Source organism: Salegentibacter sp. 24 (assembly GCF_004362395.1).
Classification (GTDB): Bacteria; Bacteroidota; Bacteroidia; order Flavobacteriales; family Flavobacteriaceae; genus Salegentibacter.
In genome coordinates this window covers 57,081-80,906 of the sequence record NZ_SNWE01000021.1, presented here as the reverse complement: position 1 = coordinate 80,906, position 23,826 = coordinate 57,081, and the positions used below count along the sequence as shown (strand labels likewise).

Annotated in this window: 22 protein-coding genes; 6 read left to right on the top strand and 16 right to left on the bottom strand. The window is 36.4% G+C overall.

Annotation, left to right across the window (positions count from 1 at the left end; genetic code table 11):
• Positions 1-348: 348 nt before the first annotated feature.
• Positions 349-1,554 carry a site-specific integrase gene (locus tag DET49_RS14450; protein ID WP_133548899.1) on the top strand — a complete coding sequence of 402 codons (1,206 nt, stop codon included), beginning with the start codon at positions 349-351 and terminating at the stop codon, positions 1,552-1,554.
• 516 nt (positions 1,555-2,070) lie between these two features.
• Here DET49_RS14450 and DET49_RS14445 read toward each other — a convergent pair.
• From DET49_RS14445 to DET49_RS14435, 3 genes are read right to left on the bottom strand one after another with little or no spacing between them, the layout of a single operon-like run.
• Positions 2,071-2,535, bottom strand: a complete 465-nt coding sequence (locus DET49_RS14445; RefSeq protein WP_133548896.1) for a hypothetical protein — start codon at positions 2,533-2,535, stop codon at positions 2,071-2,073.
• 2 nt (positions 2,536-2,537) lie between these two features.
• Positions 2,538-2,969, bottom strand: a complete 432-nt coding sequence (locus tag DET49_RS14440; protein ID WP_133548894.1) for a helix-turn-helix domain-containing protein — start codon at positions 2,967-2,969, stop codon at positions 2,538-2,540.
• A gap of 4 nt (positions 2,970-2,973) precedes the next feature.
• Positions 2,974-3,282, bottom strand: coding sequence for a hypothetical protein (locus tag DET49_RS14435; protein ID WP_133548892.1), 309 nt, complete (start codon positions 3,280-3,282; stop codon positions 2,974-2,976).
• Between the two features lie 158 nt (positions 3,283-3,440).
• Here DET49_RS14435 and DET49_RS14430 point away from each other — a divergent pair.
• A protein-coding gene (locus DET49_RS14430) for an IS3 family transposase (RefSeq protein WP_133548890.1) occupies positions 3,441-4,573 on the top strand; the annotation gives its coding sequence in 2 pieces (ribosomal slippage) (positions 3,441-3,702 and positions 3,702-4,573; 1,134 coding nt in all).
• 155 nt (positions 4,574-4,728) lie between these two features.
• On the opposite strand, the gene DET49_RS14425 is transcribed toward DET49_RS14430, so the two are convergent.
• From DET49_RS14425 to DET49_RS14385, 9 genes are all read right to left on the bottom strand, one after another.
• Positions 4,729-7,722 carry a type I restriction endonuclease subunit R gene (locus DET49_RS14425; RefSeq protein ID WP_133548888.1) on the bottom strand — a complete coding sequence of 998 codons (2,994 nt, stop codon included), beginning with the start codon at positions 7,720-7,722 and terminating at the stop codon, positions 4,729-4,731.
• Positions 7,719-8,960, bottom strand: coding sequence for a restriction endonuclease subunit S (locus DET49_RS14420; protein WP_133548886.1), 1,242 nt, complete (start codon positions 8,958-8,960; stop codon positions 7,719-7,721). Before DET49_RS14420 ends, DET49_RS14425 begins: the two co-directional genes overlap by 4 nt.
• A gap of 11 nt (positions 8,961-8,971) precedes the next feature.
• Positions 8,972-9,697 carry a toll/interleukin-1 receptor domain-containing protein gene (locus tag DET49_RS14415; protein ID WP_133548884.1) on the bottom strand — a complete coding sequence of 242 codons (726 nt, stop codon included), beginning with the start codon at positions 9,695-9,697 and terminating at the stop codon, positions 8,972-8,974.
• Positions 9,698-9,872: 175 nt separating this feature from the next.
• Complete coding sequence (locus DET49_RS14410; protein ID WP_133548882.1) at positions 9,873-10,478, bottom strand: DUF4145 domain-containing protein; 606 nt, start codon at positions 10,476-10,478, stop codon at positions 9,873-9,875.
• Between the two features lie 105 nt (positions 10,479-10,583).
• Positions 10,584-12,176, bottom strand: a complete 1,593-nt coding sequence (locus tag DET49_RS14405) for a type I restriction-modification system subunit M (RefSeq protein ID WP_133548880.1) — start codon at positions 12,174-12,176, stop codon at positions 10,584-10,586.
• A gap of 210 nt (positions 12,177-12,386) precedes the next feature.
• Entirely contained in the window at positions 12,387-13,883 is a 1,497-nt protein-coding gene (locus tag DET49_RS14400) for a P-loop NTPase fold protein (protein ID WP_133548878.1), read from the bottom strand.
• Positions 13,884-14,016: 133 nt separating this feature from the next.
• Complete coding sequence (locus tag DET49_RS14395; protein WP_133548876.1) at positions 14,017-15,111, bottom strand: HigA family addiction module antitoxin; 1,095 nt, start codon at positions 15,109-15,111, stop codon at positions 14,017-14,019.
• 17 nt (positions 15,112-15,128) lie between these two features.
• Positions 15,129-15,449: a type II toxin-antitoxin system RelE/ParE family toxin gene (locus tag DET49_RS14390; RefSeq protein WP_133548874.1), complete on the bottom strand. Its 321-nt coding sequence runs from the start codon at positions 15,447-15,449 to the stop codon at positions 15,129-15,131.
• Between the two features lie 254 nt (positions 15,450-15,703).
• Positions 15,704-15,967 carry a transcriptional regulator gene (locus tag DET49_RS14385; RefSeq protein WP_133548872.1) on the bottom strand — a complete coding sequence of 88 codons (264 nt, stop codon included), beginning with the start codon at positions 15,965-15,967 and terminating at the stop codon, positions 15,704-15,706.
• A 401-nt stretch (positions 15,968-16,368) separates the two neighbouring features.
• On the opposite strand from DET49_RS14385, the gene DET49_RS14380 reads away from it, so the two are divergent.
• From DET49_RS14380 to DET49_RS14365, 4 genes are all read left to right on the top strand, one after another.
• Positions 16,369-17,151: an RNA polymerase sigma factor gene (locus DET49_RS14380; RefSeq protein ID WP_133548870.1), complete on the top strand. Its 783-nt coding sequence runs from the start codon at positions 16,369-16,371 to the stop codon at positions 17,149-17,151.
• Between the two features lie 2 nt (positions 17,152-17,153).
• Positions 17,154-18,254, top strand: a complete 1,101-nt coding sequence (locus DET49_RS14375; RefSeq protein WP_133548868.1) for a hypothetical protein — start codon at positions 17,154-17,156, stop codon at positions 18,252-18,254.
• A 597-nt stretch (positions 18,255-18,851) separates the two neighbouring features.
• A complete protein-coding gene (rhuM, locus tag DET49_RS14370; protein ID WP_208109658.1) occupies positions 18,852-19,847 on the top strand; it encodes a RhuM family protein in 996 nt (331 codons plus the stop codon).
• A 428-nt stretch (positions 19,848-20,275) separates the two neighbouring features.
• Positions 20,276-20,803 carry a sigma-70 family RNA polymerase sigma factor gene (locus tag DET49_RS14365; protein WP_133548915.1) on the top strand — a complete coding sequence of 176 codons (528 nt, stop codon included), beginning with the start codon at positions 20,276-20,278 and terminating at the stop codon, positions 20,801-20,803.
• Between the two features lie 231 nt (positions 20,804-21,034).
• On the opposite strand, the gene DET49_RS14360 is transcribed toward DET49_RS14365, so the two are convergent.
• The 4 genes from DET49_RS14360 to DET49_RS14345 are packed head-to-tail and all read right to left on the bottom strand — an operon-like array spanning position 21,035 to position 23,604.
• Positions 21,035-21,334 (bottom strand): DUF6730 family protein, encoded by a 300-nt coding sequence (locus DET49_RS14360; RefSeq protein WP_133548864.1) that lies wholly within the window; start codon positions 21,332-21,334, stop codon positions 21,035-21,037.
• 11 nt (positions 21,335-21,345) lie between these two features.
• Complete coding sequence (locus tag DET49_RS14355) at positions 21,346-22,215, bottom strand: relaxase/mobilization nuclease domain-containing protein (RefSeq protein ID WP_133548862.1); 870 nt, start codon at positions 22,213-22,215, stop codon at positions 21,346-21,348.
• Complete coding sequence (gene mbpA / locus DET49_RS18760) at positions 22,212-22,754, bottom strand: mobilization protein MbpA (protein WP_243729688.1); 543 nt, start codon at positions 22,752-22,754, stop codon at positions 22,212-22,214. Before mbpA ends, DET49_RS14355 begins: the two co-directional genes overlap by 4 nt.
• Positions 22,732-23,604, bottom strand: a complete 873-nt coding sequence (locus tag DET49_RS14345) for a toprim domain-containing protein (protein ID WP_133548860.1) — start codon at positions 23,602-23,604, stop codon at positions 22,732-22,734. The genes mbpA and DET49_RS14345 overlap by 23 nt, the downstream gene beginning before the upstream one ends.
• Positions 23,605-23,826 lie beyond the last annotated feature (222 nt).

Sequence of the window (23,826 nt, the reverse complement as noted above, 5' to 3'; positions counted from 1 at the left end):
CGGTGGACACCCTTGCTCTTAGCTAATGATAGGTAGCTATAAACCCTCATAACGGACTTTCACCGTCGAGTTATACGCCATGCACGGCACACAATGAAAAAAGGCTTCACAGGTAAAACCTCGTGAAGCCTTTGTTTATCGGTGGTCCCACCTGGGCTCGAACCAGGGACCCCTTGATTATGAGAAGTCGGAAATAGCCTACCCGTAACTTTCATTTGTTTTCATTTAACTGATTTTCAATGTTTTATGAAATATAATTTTTATTTTAGTTTCTTTAAATTACCTTTATTTGTCAATTTGTTGTACATATGTTGTACATAAAATTTGCGGAAATCTAAAAATAAAACTATGGCTTCCATAAAAACTACCCTCCGTAAAACTGCACTAAAAAATGGAAAATACCCAGTTCTTTTAAGGGTTACCAAAGATCGTAAATCTAAATTCTTCAGTACTCCATTCGAAGCTAATTTAAATGAATGGGATTCTAAATTAGGACGCTTTAATAAGAAATTTACCCAACAAATTAAGTCTAATCGATTAATAGGAAAATTTGAAGATCGTGCTTTAGAAGTCATAAGTGAACTGGAAATGAACCAGGATTTCTATAGCCTAAATGATTTTGAAAGAAAATTTAGAACACAATCAAATCCTGAAGCTTCAAATATATTCGCATTTTGGCAAGAGCAAATTGATGAATTTAAAGAAGCAGGGAGAATGAGCAATGCAGCCATTTATCACCACACTAAAAATTCGGTACAAAGATTCGTGAAACAAAAATCTTTACATTTCTACGAAGTGACCCCTACCTTTTTAGATAAATATGAAGTACACCTTCGCAATAAAGGCGGAACCGGAGGAGGTATTGGGGTTAAAATGAGGGCTATACGGGCTATTTTCAACGTGGCAATAAAAAGAGGTATAATAGACGAAAAACTTTACCCTTTTAAACACTATAAAATTTCGAAACTAAAAGGCAAAGCAATTAAAAAAGCTCTAAACATTGAAGAAGTTCATAACCTTCAAAATCTAGATTTGAGTGATAAACCTCATTTAATCAACAGTAGAAATTATTTTATTTTTAGCTTTTATACCAGAGGAATGAATTTCGCCGATATGATGAGACTCAAGTGGAGTAATGTTTCCGGCGACAGAATTCATTACACGCGATCCAAAACCAAAGGAAATTTCATCATAAAAATTATGCCCCCGGTAAAAGAAATACTTGACTATTACCGTAAAAATAAAAGACCATATATTTTTCCAATACTCCTTAGGGAAAACCTCACCCCCACTCAATTAAATGATAGAAAAAGAAAAACCCTGAGCAAGTTTAATAAGGATTTAAAGGAATTAGCAATTCTTGCCGGAATTGATAAACCCCTTACTAGTTATGTTGCCAGACATAGCTTCGCCAACTGCTTAAAACAAAAAGGGGCAGGAACCGATATAATAAGTGAATCTTTAGGCCATCAGGATGTAAAAACCACCAAAGCTTATTTAAAAGAGCTGGATACTGCCATACTGGATGAAGCCAGTGAATTATTGTTGCAGTAAATGCAAAGCATCTTAACTTAATTCAATATAAAATAAAGGTATTCCAAATCAAACTATTTTCTTTTAGGGAAGCTTATAATCCTTCCTTTTATTCTCTGAAGCTATGAAAGCAAGGTTAAGCATCAGACTTGTTAGGTTTTTTTTGTATATTTAGAATGGTAAAATTAATTTTAATATTTCATAGAGCTCCTGTTTTTCGAAGCAGGAGTTTTTTTATTGAGAACTCAATGAGCCCTTATTCAATCGCTGAAACCTATTGAGATCACAGGTCTTATAGTCTTTTATATTTCTCCTACTCTATTAAATGAGCCCGTAATGAGCCCATTCAAAACAGACTTTAAAATATTACTCCATAACTCTCACTTAGCCAATAATCGAAGAGATTAAAAACTTAATCATCTTTTATCACATCCTGTAACCTATTTTAAAGCCTAGAAACAGGGACTTTCAGAAAGCAATTATATGCTTTAGTCACATCCCTGTCACGTAATTACATATCCTTAAAAAAGAGTATAATTATTTTTCTCTTTTAGGCTGCTGAAGATTCTTGGGAAGCAAGATACTAGGGTTAACTACCGGCAATATAAATTTATCAGCGTAGGCAGTTGATTGCAATTCCGTAGATAGTAGTGCTCTACTATGAGAAAAGGAAATTCCTAAAAGTTGCAAGAGAAAATTATTCGGAAGATCATAAGAATTCTCTTTCGAATTAAATAGTTTTTTCAATTCATTTATTAAAAATACGGTGCGCCCACTATGAGATACAATCTGTTTGTTTCCGCCCTTTTTCGTTAATGAGGTTTGAATATCTATAGTGATCGTAGATTTATCCTTATCAAAATTTATATTGCTTCCAATATTCAGTATGGAATTTCCATTGTTAAATAAAGAATTGAACTGTTCTTCTGGAATATCGTTAACAGAAAAACTTTTAGTATGGATTTTTAAAATTCTATAACCAATTTTAATCTCTTTACTCATTTCTAACAAGTTTGGGCTAAAGGTTCTTCTACATTCATTCCAGACGACTCCACAATTGTATTAGATTTAGTACTAGCGTATAATTGTACAACTTTAGTATCATCCCTGTCACTTTCAAAAAAATCGGCCATATCGTTTATTTCCTTTTTAATAAGATGTATTTCCTCTTTTGCTAGAAATTCAGCTTTTTCTTCCAGACTAAAATGCGGAACCATCCCTAACTTTAGGGAAATCTCGATAATCTTTTCTAAGCGGAAATTAATTTCTCCGTCATTAATAATTTGAGAAACTCTACCTTTACTGATACCAAGATGCTTAGCTAGATCTTTTCTTTTCATATTATGGGTTTCCATATAATCCATTATTGCATCATATAATATCCCGTTAATTTGCTCCACCCAATAACCGGGCTGGCTAATTATTTTGTCTCTCATCGCTCTAGGTGTTTTCTTGAAATTCTTTGATAATTTTAGCTACTGCTTTTATATCTTTTTTCTGGTTACCTTTTTTACCTCCCGTAACTATAACTCTACCGGTTTTTTCCTGGTGAAAAAGATAAATCCTGATGCTCCCTTTTTTAGCCTCATAAACTTTGCAAGCTAAGTTATGACCTTCAATTTGCCTAAATTTAGTTTTTGGTAATGGTCGGGAAAAACTCGAACTTCTTTCTACAATAGAAATAGCTCCCGAAAATTGGTTAAATAATTTCTTATCCGTTTCTATAGTCCTTGCAAATTGAGCTATCAAACTTTCCCCATTCTTACACAGTTCATATACTGATATCTCCGTATTCGGACTGACTAAGTTAGACAATTCTATTGAATATTCACTCACTTTGTTGTAAGCTTCCCTTAAAAACGAACTGTTTAAAAGTATAATATATTTTATAACTTTAAACAGTAATTATGAAGAAGAGTAGATATTCACCACAGCAAATCGCAAAGATTTTAAAGGAATTTGATAACGGAAAAACGGCCGCAGAGATCAGCCGTGAATATGGCATTAGTACAGCGGCATTTTACAAGTGGCGGGAACGCTATGGCGGTATGAACGGCAAAGAGCTGAAGCGCCTAAAAGATCTGGAAGAGGAAAATCGAAGACTGAAACAGATGTATGCCAATCTATCCCTGGATCATCAAATGGCCAAAGAAATCATTGAAAAAAAGCTTTAAAGCCCTGCCGTAAAAGAGCCATAGCCAAAGAACTTGTTCATTACGGTATCAGCAGGGCGTGCCGGGTTTTAAATATGAGCAAAAGCGTTTTTTATTACAAGCCAATCCCAAAGGACGATACTGCTATAGAGAAGGCCTTACGACAAAAAGCTAAAGAACATAGCGAGGAAGGCTTCTGGATGGCTTACGATCGATTAAGGAATGAAGGTAAGTCCTGGAACCACAAACGAGTGTACCGGGTTTATAAAAAGCTTGGCTTAAGTTTGAGAAGAAAGGTGAAAAAGCGTTTACCTGCCAGGGTTAAAGAACCCCTGGAGGCTCCCATAGCTCCTAATTGTAGTTGGAGTATTGATTTTGTGACCGATGTTTTAGAAAATAAAAGGCGCTTCCGTGGCTTGACGGTAATCGATGATTACAACCGGGAAGCATTGCATATAGAAATTGATTTTTCACTGCCCAGCAAACGTGTCGTCTGGGTACTAAACCATTTGATTAATCGCAGAGGAAAACCCCAAAAGATAAGAATGGATAATGGTCCTGAATTTATTGCTAAAATAGCTTCAGAATGGAGCCAGATGCATGAAATCGATTTCCAGTATATTCAACCCGGAAAACCAACCCAGAATGCTTTTATAGAACGATTCAATGGAACCTATCGAAGAGGCGTTCTCAATAAATACATTTTTGAAGATCTCAATCAAGTAAGGGAACAAACTGAGACCTGGATGGAAGATTACAATAACGTAAGACCCCATAATGCACTGGGAAAAATGGCACCGGTAGCATTCGCTAAAATTCATTCTCCTGGCGGTACCGCCAGGAGAATGAAAAATAATATTTTTGGACAATCAAGCAGTTCTAATTAGGGGAAGCTTACATTGTTTAGTTATAGCTAAACTTTTTAGGTTGCAAATATAATGACAACTCTAAAAAATCCTAATTAATTTAGTGTTAAAACATTTATTCCACTTTTCAGCTTACAAATTATGCCTCTAATAGCCTTTTTACGCACTATTACCACCTAAGCCTCCACCGGCCAATCCCTATACTGCCCCTCTGCCTGTTCAATCACTTCCTTGAGTAAATTATCCAGCTCTGAAAATGGTACTTTTCCGCGGAGTTCTTTTTTTACGGCCAGGCGAATAGCTGCCCTGGCATCTTCTTTTTTAGTCCAATCTAGCTGAAGGTTTTTCTTTACCGAATCCACTACTTTATGCACCAAATCCTGAATAGGCCCTGCTTTATTCAATATTTTTTCGTTGGCAGAAAGCAGATCATAAAATGCCAGTTCATCTTCGGTTAAACCGAGTTGTTTGGTTCTAATATCATCCTGCTGAAACTCATCGGCTATATCAAGCAAATGCTTAATCGCTGCTATGGAATCCAGACTGTTTTTATGATAGTTGCTCAAAATCTTTTCAAGCTCATCGCGGAGTCTTCTGGCTTTTTTAATATTCTTGGGCATTCGTACCCGCAACTCATCATTGATAATGCGCCGCAGCAATTCAATTTTTACATTCTCATCTCCTTTTTCTTTTACTGTAGCCTGAAAGCGATCATCTATAATGGAGATATCAATTTTGTCCAGGTCATACATCTTTGCCAGGTCTACAATCTCCTGGGATTCCAAAGATTTGCTTATAAGATCTTTAATCCGCTCGTTTTTCTCTCGCTGCGGGCCCGGCGGAAATTTAATCTTCCTGATTGTCTTTCTTATTTTCTGAATAATGGCCACATCATCCTGAATTTCCCAAATGCGCTTATCTGAGCTGGTCATCGACACCAACTCCGACAATTTTCTTTCTTCCCGTAGAAAGTTATCGGTTATAGGATCGGTTTGCAGTAGATCGTTTATCACTTTCTTAGACCAACGCAGTTTTTCGCGATCATCCATCTGGTCGATTTCTTCCATACTAAAACCACCCATCAATTCCTTTACCGTTTCCAGCTGCTCAAAACATAAGTTGACGGCCATTTCTATATCTACTGCGGGTTTTCCTCTCCCTCCACCTGAAGTATATTTTTTAGTAGCTTCAGCCAGGTAACCCGAAATTCCTATAAAATCTACCACCAGGCCGCTGGGTTTGTCTTCAAACACCCGATTCACCCGGGCGATGGCCTGCATAAGGTTATGACCTTTCATAATCTTATCTACATACATCGTATGGATAATAGGCGCATCAAATCCGGTAAGCCACATATCCCGTACAATCACCATCTTTAAAGGGTCAGCAGGATTTCGGAAACGTTTTTTAATCGCTTCCATAGCATCTTTGGTTCGTATATGCTTATTCCATTCTGGTGGATCTTTACTGATATTTCCGGTCATAATCACCGCAATTTCAGGGCAGCCATCCAAAGCAGTTAAGGCATCATACATCTTTACACAATTACGCCTGCTCATACAAACCACCATCGCCTTTCCTTCCAACGTAGCCGTTCTTGCCAGAAAATGCTCCAGGATATCCCCGGCCACTTTTTCTACCCGGCTCTGTGCTCCTGCGGCATCTTCTATGGCCGCCCAAACAGCATTGGAAGGATTATCTTCATCGTCTTCAATTTCATCGAGCTGCGCGCTATAGGCGGCTTTTATGTTTAAAGGAACCATTTTAGGCTCGTAATAAATAGGCACCGTGGCGCCATCTTTAACCGCCTGTTCTATATCATAGCTGTGAAGGGTAGGTCCAAACACCATTTGTGTATCAGCGTCTTTGCTGTCTACCGGCGTACCGGTAAACCCGATAAAGGAAGCATTGGGCAAAGCCCTTCGAAGGTTTTGTGCGAAGCCGCCATCGTGAAACCCGTATTGGGTACGGTGGGCTTCATCGGCCATAATAATTAGGTTGTATCTTTCTGAAAGTACCGGGTGCCGGGTTTCTTTTCCTGTTTCCAGGTCTTTTAAACGGAATTTCTCAATGGTGGTAAAAATTACCCCGCCCCCATCTGAATGTAACAGATTCCTTAATTCTTCCGTAGTATCAGCGTGCTGTACATCGCCTACCAAATCTTTGGCCAGGACAAAATTTTCATATAACTGCTGGTCGAGATCGGAACGGTCTACCTGGATCACTATCGTTGGATTTTTCATTTCCGGCATTTGCCGTAGGATCCCGGTAAGGATGGCCATTGAAATACTTTTTCCCGATCCCTGGGTATGCCAGATTACTCCCAGCCGACCATCACCTTTTGGTTTAATATTTTCTACCGCACTTTCAACTGCTTTTTGAATACCCCAATACTGGTGGTATTTAGCTCCTTTTTTGATGATCTTTCCATTATGGTCTTCGTGGAAAATAAAATTCTGAATATAATTTAAAAGAGTAGCTTTTGGGAAAAGGCCGTTGAGTAAAGTTTCCAACTGAAGCTCGGTTTCCTGTTTTATATCATCGCCCTTTAAACTTTTCCAGGGGGCAAACCATTTTAAAGAGGAGTTATACATCCCGTGCAAAGTTTGCATCCCGTCTGAAACGATGGTGATAGCGTTAAAATCGAATAGTTGCGGAATATCCTGCAGGTAATGACCAATTTGCCGGTGGGCGTTATCTACGCCAACTTCGGCATCAAACATATTTTTGAATTCAAAAACGATGAGCGGAAGGCCGTTGATAAAGATCACCAAATCGGCGCGCCGACTGTTTTTACCGATTACTTTTACTTCATCTGCACAGATAAACTGGTTTTGCTCCGGTTCGCGGTAATTGATGGGGTAGATATGTTTGGCCAGTTCTTTGCCGTTTTTATCTTTCCAGGAAACCGAAATGCCCTGGGTGAGTTTACGGTGAAAATCACGGTTGCGGTGGTCTAAATCCATCCCGGAATGTTGGGTAAAACCCGCCAGGGCTTCATTGATGGCGGTAGCCGGAACATCGGGATAGGTGGAAAGCAGGAAATCCCTCAACTCCTTTTCCAGCACAACCTTTTTAAGGTCACGGTTTAGGGAATTTCCCTCCCGGTGCTGGTAGCCCAGGTCTTTTAGATATTCAATTGCCGCATTTTGAACCGTAATTTCTATCATAAGACTTCAGATAAAGTTTTTTTAGCATCTTTTACCCGGACTTCCCCACTGATGAGTTTTGGAAGTAAGGTGTCGCGGAGTTGAGTGAGGGTTTGGTTTTCAATATAAAGCTCATCCTGCTTCAATTCCATAGGACCAACGATTGCTTGGAATTGTTCCTGAACATCCAATGGAGGTAAAATAAATTTTAAATCACTTATTGCATCAAAAGTTATCTGTGGAAAAGTCCCAGACCTTCCTTCAGCAATTGAATTCAGATTATCCACCGTAGATTGCATTGTTAAAATGCGGTAAAGTAATTTTGATAGAATATTACTTTTAGGATTGATTATCATAAATTTTGTGGAAACAACATAATCCTCTGAATCAAAATTCACATATGCGAATCTTTTATTTTTAGGACGAATCTCACTGTATAAAATATCTCCTTTTTCTATGGCCTTTTTTGCCTGACCGGGAAGTCCTTTTTTAGGCAGACGGTTGGAGTGAAGAAACCTTCCCTCTTGCACATCACCAGTATTTACAAATACTACATCTTCTTTATTTTTAAAATTAAAAGACTCAGATTTTTTAAGTGCAAATTCGTCTAATCTCTTTACCTCCCATCCCTTCGGAATTTTCCCCAATTCAGAATCTAAAAATTCTCCATCCTGAAACGGCCCAAAATCTACAAACCAGTGTTTGTATAAAGCCATAGCCATTTCTTCCAGGGTTTTGTTCATTTGGAGGTTGAGCTCGATCTTATCGTCTAAAGCAGAAAGGATGGAGGCGATGGATTTTTGTTCTGATAAAGGAGGAAAGATAAATTCAGCTTGCTCTAAACTGTTCCAATCTGCTCTTGGCATTTTAGTTCCTGAACTTGTTTCTACCGCTTTATCTGTAAATGCCTGAGTTTTTATTAATTGATATAAATATTCCTGGATTACAGCATCTTCGGAAGATGATTTAATTATTAAAATATCTGTAGAACAAATTCCTGAAAAGGTCGGTTTATAAACCTTTTTAAAATACGGTCGGATTTTTCCATATAAAATATCTCCGCTTTTAAATTTGAATTTATTACTGGTAACATCGCTTGATATTCCAATTCCATTTAAAAGAAAATCACCCTGGCCTATATGCTCAAGTCCAATATACTTTTCACCGTTGAAATCTTTTGGCCGAACCGTCTGTTTCCTTAGTGTAGCAATTTCTCCAAGTTTATATGTTTTCCAGTTTTCCGGCATCTGTTCGTTCATTAATTTTAGAATTAACTTACTAATTCTACAGCAACTAGTTCGGCAAGTTTGTCGGAAATAATTTCTATAGTTTCTTCTGAGGTATCTAATCCACTTCTAGAAGCCAATAGAGGACTAACATCCCTTAATTCTTCATAAGTAGTCTCGTGAACAATTGGAACAAGTTGGTCGGTAGCAAGTAGAGCGGAAAGTTCTTTATCAGCAATTCCAGAATTCTCAATTCTTTCTAAAAATTTCGGAGTTACTAATACGATGCCAATTTTAGATTTTGCAAGTCCTTTGTCAATTTCACGTAGAAGAGAGGTTCCTAAGGGTACATCTTTTTCGCTAAACCAAACTGAAATGCTTTTAGATACGAGGAAATCATATAATTCTTTTGCACTATGTTTTCTGTCATCCCAAGCGTGACAAAGAAAAATATCCCTTAAATCAGGCTTTTTTGTCCTCTCTTCTACAATTTTTCTTGCAGGAGTTAGTGTCTTGATTTCTGTTGGAGTATAATAAATTGAAGAATTTGAATTTGACCAACTTGGTTTTTTTGTTCTTCCTTTACTGCTATTATAATTCCCACTTCTTCCAGATGAACCACCAGAATTTCTACTTTCGCTATATGTAGGGTAAGGCGAAATATAATTTGAGTATGAACTATATCCACGGGAACGGCCTCCACAGGCAGGGCAGGCGGCTGCTCCGCTAGCTGTTCGATGTCCTCTTGATGGTGCTGTGCATCTTGCCATATTGTTTTTTTTAGATTGTTTATTATTGCGTTTCGATTATTAAATTAAATTGAGCGTTCAGTATAAAAACAGTCTGAACGTGCGAGCGTAATTTTTCAAAGACAATGAGGTATTGCAAGTGAGTACGGACATAATTCTTTAGATAGATTAAAGCGTATTATATGTTAGACTTTTCCTATTCAGAGGGTTTATGTATTTCAACCATTGATGGGAATTCGAATAAAAACATTAGCATCATTTCTGTAAAAGTTAGTAAGTCTTTAGAATCAGTTTCCTCCATCATTTTGATTTCGTGTGTTGCCTCATTTCCTTTTTTGCGAATATGATCTACCCAATTCCTACCATTGGGTGGTATAAACCCTTGGTCAGACAAATAATTTACGTACTTAATAAAGCTTAGATTCTGCTTGGCACCTTGATCCACTGCAATGTTCATTAACATTTTTCGACATAATAGAACTGATGCAGTGAAACAATTTTCTTTATGACATTTTCTTGCTTCTTCATAAAGTTCATTTAATTCATCTGGTACATTTTTAACAGATCTACCAAATAACTGTCCAGGATGCCATATGTCATTTAGGTCTATAAAATTAGGGCCTTGACAGTTTGGGCAAATATAAATTCCACCAATTTGGTCACCAGAACCGTCTCGTCCACGACCTATTTTATATCCTCTATCAGAAGCAACTCTTTCTCCACAAAATCCACAAGAAAAAGACTTATTAGAAATTGTTTGATATTGTTTCCAATTACTATTATTAATTTTAAAAAATTCCATTTCGGTTTTTAACTGTCTATTGACAATGTTCTTATCTATTATTATTTCTTTTCTGGTTTATTTACAATGGCTCTTACTTCTCCATTATTAGGTTACTTTTTAATTTTAAAGTATTCTATCAAAATTCGCCTTAATCTTTTCGTTTAACTCTTCCCCTTTTTCAAACTGTTCCAGCAATTGTGCCTTTAGACCCTCCATTTTTTCTTCAAAAGGAATCCCGTCATCTTCTTCGGCTTCGGTGCCAACGTAAATTCCGGGGGTGAGTTTGTAATCTTGTTTTATTACCTCTTCTATTGTGGCTGCTTTGCAGAAGCCTTCCACGTCCGAATAATCTTCGACTGCGCTCGAGGTGACGTTACGCCATTTATGATAGGTTTCAGATATTTTTTGGATATCCTCATCGTCAAAAACCCGGAGTTTTCTACTGGCCATTTTACCCATTTTTGAAGCATCGATAAAAAGAATTTCATCGTTTCGCTCGCGATGGGTGCCGTCGTTGCCGTCTCGGTTTTTACTTAAAATAAAAAGACAGGCCGGGATTCCGGTGGTAAGGAAAAGTTTATCGGGTAAACGTACAATGGCATCAACCATAGAATGATCTACCATATATTGGCGTACATTTTTTTCTCCTTTGTTATTGGAAGTCATCGCCCCGTTGGCCATTATGATTCCGGCGGTCCCGGTTTCGCTCAAATGATGCCAAAAAGTTTGCATCCACATATAATTGGCGCTACCATCGGTGGTGAATTCTTCCCTGGGGCCAAATAATCGGGGATCGCCCTCCGGCAGATCTTCCGGATGCCAGTTGCTCACATTAAATGGCGGATTGGCAATAATATAATCGGCTTTTAGTTCCGGGAATTTATCATCTAAAAGGGAATTTCCGAGTTTAATGTCGAAAGAAAGATTTCGGAGCATCAGGTTCATCAGGCATAATCGTAAAGTTTGTGCAGTCATTTCCTGTCCGTAGATGGCGATATCGCTTTTATTTCCGCCGTGTTCCTGAAGGAATTTTAAACTCTGCACAAACATTCCTCCGCTTCCGCAGGCAGGATCAAAGATCCTTCCTTTATAGGGTTCCAAAAGTTCTACCAACAAACGCACAATACTACCCGGCGTAAAGAACTGTCCTGCGCCCGAACCTTCTGCCATCGCAAATCGACCGATATAATATTCATAAATACGGCCTAAAATATCACTTTCAGGATTTTCCTTTTCAGAAAATTTAGGGTGGGAGAGGAGGTTTATGATTCCACCGGTTTGCTTGGGCGACAATTCACTGCGCACAAAAATTCGCGGCAATAAATTTTGAAGCTGCGGATTGTACTCGGTAAGCAATCCCTGGATTTCATCAAAAGCATCATCTATTTTTACCTTGATATCATCCTGCTCGGCATTGTCTTTTAAATACTGCCAGGAAGCTTTTTCCGGAATTTTAAAAGTGTTGCGGGAACGGTATTCGTCCCGGTCTTCCAGCACGTAATTTATTTCCTCGGTATCGGTAGTATGATAATCTGATGAAGGGTCGTTTATTAGATCCTTTAATTCCTCCCGAATCACCTCGTAGCGTTCGCTAAGGTGTTTAAGGAATACCAGGGGAAGAATGTAGTTTTTATAATTGTTTTCTGAAACGGCACCTCTAAGTTCGTTGGCCGCGTCCCAGAGTTCCTTTTCAAAATCAATATCTGCTTTTGCCATGTAGGTTGGTTGGGTCTTTTAGTTTACTTAAACAGCCTGAATATAATGATTTGGCTGCAATTAAATATTCCTGTAGGGTGGGGAATATGACAAATATAAGGGAAATGGAGGAGAATTATCCTTTAGTAATTCGTGAACAGATAAACATATTATGAATCTCTGTACCTTTTTCCATTTTTAGTCTCTATCAGCAAATAGGAAATCTTTCTTTTACACAACTTGTTTAGGAAGACGTTTATAAACTCTGATTGCTCTTTTCAAAATTTGAAAATATTGTATTTTAAAATTTATAGGGCTTTGAATATCCAAAAATTCTGAATCCGGACCGTATTCACCAATTTGTTTAGCCTTACCCATTATTCCATAATCCAATGGAACTATTTCATAATTTACTTTTATTCCAATTTCAAATTCCGAAAATTTAATAGTTTCAGAACGCGGATCTAGGTTAGTTTTATTGTGTTCTAAAAGCATAATTAAATTTCCTAATCTATTATGCCAGTAATCGTTGTATGTTGTCAACTCAATTATTGGAAATTTTTTAATAGTTTTCTCTACTGCAAACTCTAAATTATCGAGACCACCGAATAACTTTATTAGTATATCAAATATTAAGAATATTGGAGTATCGCGAGTATAAATTTTATGAGAATAATTTGTGCTTATGGTATAATCCCGAGGGCGATAATCAATTTTTAAAAAATTCACTAAAGACCTCATACTAAGTGCGCTTGAATGAACAAAATGACTAATTAGAAAAGTAAGCTCCTTAGTGTAATAGTTATTACTATGATTAATTATATGTGCAACAATTTTATTATCGCTGGAGTGTATACTTCTAAAAAATTTCTCAAGGCTAGAATTTATTGTACTGGAAAAATCATACTCAAAAACTTCCAAAGAGTAAAATTTATCTATATACCCTGAAAAATCAATATCTGTTCCGTATTGGTTATGAAATATACCTCTGATATTATCAATGTCACAGATTAAAACCACTTTATCAAATCCAAACTTGTTTTCACCTTTGAGATCATAATAGTCGAAATGTGCTGAAAAAATATTTAAAATTCTAAAAATATGCTCAGGATCTATTCTGTCTAAATCATCAATTACCAATACTGTCTTTTTATCCGGAAAATTTTCTTTTAAGGTCTGAAGTAGAATATTGATTAATTCAGTTATTGAGTTTTCCTCGCGGAAAGTCCCTTTTTTGAATTTAAATTCTCTAAGGAAGTTTATTAAATCTTTTTCTTCGTCAACCTCATTTGCCATTTGAAACTCTTGGACTTTATTTTTTAAATTTAAAATTGGTCTTACAATGGTATTGAGCCTGTGATCCAGTTTGGATAGATTGTTTGCCAATGATTCTATTAATTCTTCAAAATTCTGGCGAAAGAAAAACTCTGTAGCTAATAGACTATCAATCTCAACTTTTTCAAAATTCGGATTTTCCTTGAAGAGTTGAAATCCAATATCAAATTTGATTAATTCAAAAATATCTTCATTTTGAGATACGGAATAGTTTACGGGATTTAATTTTATTTCAATAAATTCATTTTTATTAATTTTGAAAAATTTATCTATAAAATAAGTTTTTCCAATCCCGAAAATTCCCGAAAGAATTGTCCTATTATTATTTTCGAGGAGTAAATGTTCTTTGAATCTTTTTGACTCTTCTTTGATTGGTAAATCTTTAAATTCCATAGTTTTAAATCTGGATATTTATCTAATATGATATTTTTATAAAAATTCTGAAGAGACTTACCAACTTCATTTTTCTAAAACTACATTTTTACGAAAATATCCACTTATTTCTTAGGACCCGACTTAGCTGCAGTTACCCAATACTCTTGTTAATCCGAGTTTTTATGGCATAAAAATCCATTTCGTAACAGGCTCTTCCTAACAATATTGCAGGATTTATACGATGTTGTTCGCTTAGCGAATTAATTTTTTCTTCTGATAAAGGAATATGATTTTCTAAAATATCTTTCCATATGTTCGGTGCTATCAAATTTTCTTGCGCAAACTTATCAGCCTCCTTCTCAAATTTATCGATTCGCTTATTTTTTGATAAATCAATAAATTCTTTTTCTCTATTGTTTTTAAGATGAAGGTCAATATGCCCAATTTCGTGTAATAATGTAAAGGCAAAATTATCGACTCTTTTGTGTCTTAAGGTCATTGCAACAGCTGGATTGTCCTCAGACCAAAATGAAAATCCATCAATAGGGGTTTTCTCAAATTTTTCAATTAGAATAAATTTTATACCAAATTGAGATAATAAAGACTCTACTTCTTCTAAAGTGTTGATATTCTCATAAAACACTTCATTTAATTCCTTAATTAAATGTGGAATATTTTCGAAATTGAAAGTATTAATTTTCTGGTTTTGGGCTTTAAATTGTGCTAAGGCACTCCACGCAACCATATTTTTTTCATCAACTTTTAGTTTCTCTGATTTTCTAAAAAATGAAAGTTTTCTCTGAGCAAAATTACCGACCAATTCATCTATGCTATTTACTGCATAAATTTCTTTTACTTTTTCTATGTCATAAACTATTTCATTTTTTAAATACCCATACTTCTTGAAATATTTTACTGGGACATATTCTTTTATAATACTATAAAGCTCAATATTTCTTAGCTTTTCAATATTCTTTTCTTTTATCCTTGCTTTATCAATCTCATATTGGGATTGAAATTTCATCCAATAATCTGCAGGGATTTCTAAGGTTTTCTCTAATAAAATTGCAATGTCTGCAGTCAGCGATCTTTTTCCTTTGATTATCTCATTAAGGAAGGAAGGTTTTACATCTAATTCTTTTGCCAGCTCTTTTTGAGTCAACTCAGGGCGGGCTTCAATTTCATCTTTGATTAATATACCAGGATGAGTTGCTTCAAATGGTATAAGGTTGTTTTTAGTTTCCATCTTCTCTTTTCTTTGTTCTATTGGTAGTGATTACTTAATTCGATAATAGAGCAAATTGTAATCGTACTCTCACTATCTTTTTCCACGCTACTAGTAAATTCAATCCGATACTTTTGGTCTACTCTAACGGATTCAATTCCTTTTTTATCACCTTTTAATTTTTCATAGTTGAGACTTTTAAATGGATACAGATCTTCGACTTTTTCTGCAACTCTTAATTTGTCGATAGTCTGTTTATATTTTCTGATGATGGTTTTTTGATATCTATATTTTTTACTTTTTGCTTTTCCCTCCTCATATAATTGTTGTAGGTGATCCTTCTCGAAAATAATCTTCATTACAGTTTATTTCATTTGACAAATGTAAGATTTAAAAACATAAAATTCACTTTTTTAGTGAACATTTATGATTCTTTGATGATTGCAGTTCATTTGTTATATATAGCACAATTTATTATTTTTAAAAGAAATATTACAGAATAAACCCAGTTTCACTAAATACATTCAAATAAAAGTAGATTACGGAAAACCGGAAGGAGAGTTAAAAAGAAGTGCTTAAAAAGTTCGATGTGGCAGAGTAAACTTCAATAACTTTACTCTTCAATCTTCAAATCAGGAAACTTTTTTTCAAGTTGTTTAAAGAAATCTGAAACACTTATTCGTCTTTCTTGACATATTTTGAAGAGTGTTTCTACAGGAATTCGATAGTTGGGGGTGTTCTTAATTTTACGTACGGTACTTTCTAAAATGTTATGATTGTCGGCAAATCCTACCTGTGTTCCTCCTTTGGCTAAAAATGGATTTATCCATTCTTCAGTTATAAACTCACAAATAGCTTTATTGATTTCCTTTGCCATACTAACAAAGAAATTGTATACTTTTAAAAGAATCTCGTTCGATCGGACGAGATTAAAATATTTTTATTATATTTATCTCATATTAATATATTTGCGAAACTTCTTTAAGTAAAATATTAGAAGCATTCGCTTTGATTCTCGCATCAAAAACTGGTAATTTTTAGCGACGAGATGATGAGTGTAAATGCTCACGACCCGGGCGTGGGCTTACTTATTGTCGTGCGGTATACCAGTACCTTGATGCTATAAGTTGAGTATCCACGCCTTTTTTGTTTGTAGGAAACAGGCATTCTTCTCAATTGTTTTCAAAGCTATCTTCTCTTTATATCTTATAAGAATTCGCTTAAGCTAAATCCATTTTAATTCTGGGGGTTTTTGCCTCCACCTAAAAGCGACTGCTTATGTTACAGCGTATTTTTGAATTATTACAACAGGGACATCCTGATGCTTTGGAGTTTATTTATGCCAGGTATCACCGCAGGCTCTTTTGGTTGGGCAAGAAAACTATAAAGGATGAATTCGTCATAGAAAACATCCTTCAGGATACTTTCCTCATTTTATGGAAGAAAAGGGATAGGATAGAAGAACCGGAACATATATACTTTTTCCTTCGTTATGTGATGAAAACTGAGTGTATATACTACTACTCTCGACCTAAGAATAAATTTCACAGGAATATTAATAGGTTAGAATATTACAAGGACTACCAGGATTATATGCACGGTTATGATCCGGAGGAAAAAGATAGGCATTTACTGGACCAGGAAGCGGAACAGAAAGCTTTTGAGCGAATTCAGCGTATCCTTCCTCTGCTTAGCAGTGAAAGAAGGCGACTTATTGAACTCTGTTTAAAACACGGTTTTCAGTATAAGGCCATTGCCCAGGCGATGGGAACCAGTATCAACAAAACCAGTACCGAAATAAAAAGTGCTATTGAGGATATTAAGAATATTGTTAATAAAGGGAGTTCGCTTGAAGCTAAACCAAGACCGATGTTGGCGGTAAAGATTCAGACTACCATGACCCGAGAACAGCAAAAGGTGCTACAGCTGCGTACGGAAAAGCAATATTCCTTTGCGGATATTGCCCGGGAGCTGAACCTTACTCAAAAGGAAGTTCACAAGGAATTTATGGCGGCCTATAAACTAATGCAGCTCAAACACGAACAACAACAATCGGCTTAATCATGGGAAAAGAAACGATAAAACTCACCCGGAAAATCCAGCTGCAGGTGGATGCCCCCACCAAAGAAGAAAAAAGGGAGGCTCTTGAGACCCTGTACCGCTGGCAGAACCGAAGCTACAGGGCGGCTAATCTCATTGTTGCACATCTCTACGTACAGGAAATGATCAAGGAATTCTTTTATTTATCGGAAAGAATAAAATATAGGTTAGCGGATGAAAAAAAAGCTGAAGACGGCATACTCAATTTTTCAAAAACCAACTGCACCTACCGGGTGGTATCCGATCGTTTTAAAGGGGAAATCCCTACCAATATTCTATCCAACCTGAATAATAATATAATGAGCAGCTTTAGGAATGACCTATCGTCTTATAGGAGTGGGGAACGCTCCCTGGCTAATTTTAGGAGGGATATCGCTTTTCCTTTTGGAACGAGAGGTATTCAGCGCTTATGTTATAAAGAAGAAAAAAAGACCTTCTGTTTTCGATTATTCTCCGTTCCCTTGAAAGCTTATTTAGGAAAAGATTATACCGATAAACGAAGCCTACTGGAACAGGTAGTGGCCGGCCAAATCAAACTTTGCGCCTCTAAACTTCAACTTAAAAATCAAAAAATTTATTGGTTAGCCGTTTTTGAGGTTGAGAAAGAGAAGCATAAACTGAAACCGGAAATAATTGCAGAAGCTTCTTTATCTATGGAGTATCCTATTATAGTCAAATCCGGTAAAGAAAAACTTAGTATTGGCAGTCGAGAAGAATTTCTATTTAGAAGGCTTGCCATACAGTCTTCTCTAAAAAGGGCACAAAACGGTGCTACTTATTGCAGATCGGGAAAGGGTCGTAAACGCAAAACAAAAGCAGTGGATAGATTCCACGAAAAGGAAAAAAACTATGTAGGTAATCGCTTGCATGTATATAGCCGGAAGCTCATTGATTTTTGTATTAAACAACAAGCGGGGACACTCATTTTATTAAACCAGGAAGATAAAATGGAAATTGCCAAAAAAGAAGACGGATTTATTTTAAGGAACTGGAATTATTACGAATTGATGACCAAAATAAAATACAAGGCCGAAAAAGCTGGTATTGAACTTATAGTGGATTAAATTAATTTATGAGGGTGCTTGTACACCCGAAAGGTGAGGTCTTTAATAGCACTCACTAAATGCAGGCAGCATATACAACAAAGCCTTCCCTATTAACCTTTTAAGTTTAAATGAACAAAGGAACTGGAATTATTATGGACTGATAACCAAAATAAATGACGCTCGACAAAACCGGAATTGAACCTATAGTAGATAAAATTCGAATATGAGGGTACTTGTACACCCGTAAGGTGAGGTCCCTAATAGCACTCACTAAATGCACACAGCATATACAACAAAGGCCTTCCCCTATTAACCTTTTAGGTTTTAAGGAACAAAGGTTATGAACTGATAACCAAAATAAAATACAAGGTCGGTACTTATTTGATTAAATTATGAGCTTGTACTGGTGGGGGTGAAATCTCACTCACTTAAATAATCTAGTTAAGGGGAAATTCTAAAAGGAAATTAAATATTCCTGCATAGCAAATCAGTAATATTCATATGGAGAAAATTTTGCCTTAAGTTGTTACTCCCCCTAAAACTACCCTATAATTAAAATGTTTATATTCAATTCGAAATCAAGAAGCTACTAATAATTTATATTCTGAAAGGATTATGGAATCGCAACAGGATCAAATACTGATTTATAAAACAGAGACCGGGCAAACTCAAATTGATGTAAGACTTGAAGAAGAAACGGTTTGGCTTACCCAAGCTCAAATGATCGCATTATTTGAATCAAGTAAGGCTAATATTAGTGAACACATTAAGCACATATTCTCATCTGGTGAGTTAGATGATAATTCAACTGTTCGGAAATTCCGAACGGTTCAACGGGAAGGAAAGAGAGAAGTAGCCAGAGATAGAATGCACTATAATTTAGATGTAGTAATATCTGTGGGTTATCGGGTTAACTCTAAACGCGGTATTCTATTTAGACAATGGGCTAATAAAGTTCTAAAGGAATTCTTACTACAGGGATATTCCATCAATGAAAAAATACTTCGAGAAAAAACCCGCCAGCTCGACGAACTAAAAAACGTAGTTCGTTTGCAGGAAAAAGTTATTTCTGAACACGATCTTAATACTGATGAATCAGTCGGACTAATAAAAATTATTGCCCAGTATTCTCGCGCCCTGGATTTATTGGATGATTATGACCACCAGCGGCTGGAGGTACCTGAGGAAGGAAGTCGCGAAGTTTTTCAAATCACCTACAATGAAGCGCGAAAAGCAATAGATGAACTAGGAAGACAAACAAAATTTGAAGGACTTTTTGGCCGTGAGAAGGACGATTCCTTTAAGGGCTCCCTGGAGAATATATATCAAACTTTTGGAGGGGAGGATCTCTATCCCACAACCGAAGAAAAAGCAGCTCACTTGCTGTATTTTGTGGTCAAAAATCATTCATTTTCCGATGGAAACAAACGAATTGCCGCATTTTTATTTGTCTGGTTTCTAGACCGAAATCAAATACTTTATACCCAAACCGGGAATAAAGTAATCCCGGACAATGCTTTGGTGGCATTGACCTTATTAATTGCTGAAAGCCACCCAGGCGATAAAGAAATGATGATCAAGGTAATAGTCAATCTTATATCTCGCCATTAATTACTAACTATAAGCTTCCCCATTAGAATAGCTTGTTTTAAATATTTGCTAGCGCACCTTTTCAGAAACATCTATTTATTATTTTTTAATAATAAGAGTATCCTTTTTCGTTATTTCCAGTCTACCTTATAAATCATAAATCTGTGAAATTATGAATACTTGTAAATGCACCAATTGTGACTGTACAAACTGTAATTGTGTAAGCTGCAAAGAAAATACCTGTCCTTGCGAAACCTGTGATTGCAATAAATGTAGTTGCTGTAACTAAATAAAAGGCTGTCTTAATGGGCAGCCTTCTTAGGATATCGTTGCGAAGTTTCGGGATAAATACCCGTATTGAAGCATCCGGGATACCTCGAAATCAAAAATTAATTCTAAATGCTTCGTGAGCTCGCCCGAAGTAGCTTACTAAATCTTTATATTTGAGTATGGATACGCAGGAAATATGGAGAAAGCATCGTGAGGAAGTTTATTTTTTTATCCTTAAAAAGGCTAAGAATAAAACGGCCGCGAAAGATATTTTTCAGAATACCTTTTTTAAAGCTCATAAGAATCTGCATCAATTAGAGAGTCCCGGAAAAGTAAGGGCCTGGATATTTCAAATTGTACGAAATGAGCTTAATGATTATTTCAAAAGAGAAAATAAATACGTAGTCCATTTAGAAAGCGAAAAAACAGCCGTGGCTGAAGAATACCAGGATATTTGTTGTTTCGATCGTTTTATTGAAGAATTGCCTTCCCATTATAAGGCGGTAATTGATCTGGTTTACTTCAAAGGTAAAACCCAAACCGAAACCGCCCGTGAATTAAATATTAGTCTGCCTAATGTAAAAGCGCGGATTAGGAGAACAAAAGACTATTTAAAACAACGATTTAATGAATGCTGTAAATATAAAATTGATGAAAACGGCCAACTCACCGGGGAACCTGATTGTACCGCATGTATGAACTTCTAGAATCCCAATTTTTCCAATTCTTTCCAAGCAAAACTTATTTATGTATGGGCACTTTAATTAGAAAACCTATTTTTAATGGAAAGCAGTTCAAATAATTCGAGATCCTGGATTTGATGGTAATATTGGGATTGGTACCAAGAAATACACGTTAATCCGCACTATAATATAATTACGAATTGAGTATTACAGCTGATATTATTATCTCCGAATACGCTTATGCCCAATAAAGGTTTAAGAAATTAATAGAAAGATCAAAACTACGTTAGTCATTAGAGAAACCGTAAACAAGGTCAAAGCCCACACCGGATAGGCTTTAGCCTCTCTTAGTTTCACCCCAAGCGATTTCATTTCTAATGAATATTGATTAAAATCTTTTTCCATCTTTTCCTGGTGTTTCAAGAGCACCATTTCAAAATCAGCAGTATCAATTCCGATCTTCTCCTTCTGGATTCTTTCCAACCTTTGTAATGTTTTTTCAAACTGGCTGATTTCTGAAACCAGCAGTTCACTAAGTTGTTCTAATTTTGCCATAATACGAATTTTTAGAATCCCATCCCGGCATCCATACCTTTAGAGATTATTTTCTTAATTACATGTTTTGCAATTGCTTTGGTCATCCCGGTAGAAAGCTCTACCGTTTTGCCGGCAAGTTTTAGCTGGGTATTTTCCTTTAGGAAGCTAGACATACTTTTTTCTGAAGCCAGGGATTTTCCAATATTGCCTCCGGTCATTGAGCGGTGCACTTCGCTTCCTTTTAAATTATATTTATCAAATTCAAACCGAAAGCCCTGCAGCTTATTCGCTTTATTGATCGAGGGAATCACCTTCACGCCATTCGTTTCCATTCCCTTTATATAATCCTGGAACGTTCTTGGTTTAAACTGCTGCATCGTGAGATCGTGACGCCTTTTGATTTCAGAACGAATAGCAGAAAGATTATGCTGCTTTTCCCACTGCACCTGTTTTACGGTAGTCAGCTGCATTTTCTCAGCTACTTTCTCTGCAGCCAGTTGACTTCGTTTTCCAATAAAGCTATCATTGTAGGCTACCCCTTTAAAATCAATCCGGTTCACATAAAGATGAATATGCTTATGCGCTTTATCCCGGTGAACAAAGGCAATGGCCTGCCGGTCTTTCAAATTCATCTGTTTCATAAATTGCTCACAGATCCTGGATAGCTCTTTCTTCTCCAAATATTTCCCATCATCTATAGTTGGACTTAGTACAAAAGAGAGGGTGTTCTTTTCACAGTTTTCATTAAGTTCCTGGGTAATCCTAAATTCTGCCGTTACTTCCTTAGGCGTGTCCCCGGTAATATTTTGCGAATAGACTACCTCGGCATCTTTCTCCTGGTTCCAGCCATAGGCCATCGAAGCCTGGGTATGCGATATCGCTTTTCCTTTCCCGATCATCCTCTCAACTTTTCAAGATGAGCTTTGATCAAATTGGCCAGTCCATAAACTTCCCTGGTCAGTTTAGGATTTTTCTTCCGGTACATATTCCCGATAGATTTAAAGTTATTATGAAATTTATGGAGGGTTTTATAGATCTCGATATGATCATCAGAAAGCCGTTCTTTGATCTCTTTTTCATAAACAGCCTTTCTGCAAAACTCACTTAAAGTAAGTCCGCTTTGTTTCGCTTTGATCCTGAGCATCTTCTTTTCGTATATAGAACATCTGAATTTTATCCATTCACTTTTCCCCTTAAACCTCTCTTTTTTTTCATTGCGACCACCGGGAGCAATCAAGATTGTGCCCACAGGCACACATCTTGCATTCCCTTCCAAAGTCGGTACAGATAGTTTAAGCTCCTTCTTTTCCAACTCAGCTTTTTGATCTATTCTGCCATACATTTTATCGTGTTGTCTCTTGGTATTAGCCAAAGCTTCTTCCCAGCTTATTTTACTTTTACCTCCTACTTGATCCTTATTTTTTCCAGGCTTTTTCATCTTTTAATTTTTCATTGAGATCTACATAATCTTTATAAGAATCACTGTGATCGGTGATATGGTTATATTGGTTTAAAAGCGAAGCCGTTGCTTTTTTACCAGCGGGATCATTATCCAGGAAGAGTAAAACCCGCTTATATTTTGGAATCAAAGATTCGATCCGCTTTATAAAAGCCAGGGAATTTAAAATGATACTATCTGAACTTTGTACTAAATCTTCATCAATGGTAGCCAGTGATAGCATATCAAACATCCCTTCCGTGATGAGTAGCTGTTTGGAATCGTTTTCAATGAGGGAAAAGGTTTTAGGGCTACTGGAGTTTTTAAAATATTTATTTCGAAGTTCCCAGCCTCCTAGATGGTTTTGAAGCCCGATCGCAAAAAACCGCTTCCCTTTACAGTTATACCAAATCTGTTTGCAGTAATTATTGCCAACCTCCAGAGGTATATTCCGAGATTTTAGATAATCAATTAGTCCCTGCAGGTAGATATCTTCTACATCCAGAATTCGAATTTCTGCTTGCTTCCAACGACCTTCAGTTTTTAGTGGTCTGAAGGAAAATGCAGTCCTATCGTTCATCAAGTATTCCAGCGCTTCATTTATAGTGCAGGATTTCATTTCCATAATAAGGTCAATGATGGAACCACCTTTGCCCATTCCGAAGTCATACCATAGGTTCTTGTGTAGAGAGACGCTAAAAGAGGCTTGCGTTTCTGACCGCAGGGGACTCAGAAACCAAGCTTCTTTTTCCGTTTTCCTGCTGGGAAAGTGCCCTAATTTTGCAAGCGTTTTTACGATGCAAATATTACGAGCTTTTTCCCAGCTTTTTGATGTTTCTATGTTTTCCATTTTTTTGCTGTTTTCGTTTCAAATTCCATCAAATCCATTCAAATTTCAGTATCGTTTTATTTTTGATGACAAAGTGATGACAAAACGATGCTGGGCAAAACCATTGCTATCACTGGGCTATTTTACTATCTGTCATCATTCATCAAAAAAAGAATAAATAATAAAAGTATATTCCTAGAGGGTTTGTTTACTGTTCTCACTAAATTCAGGGCTAATCACTCC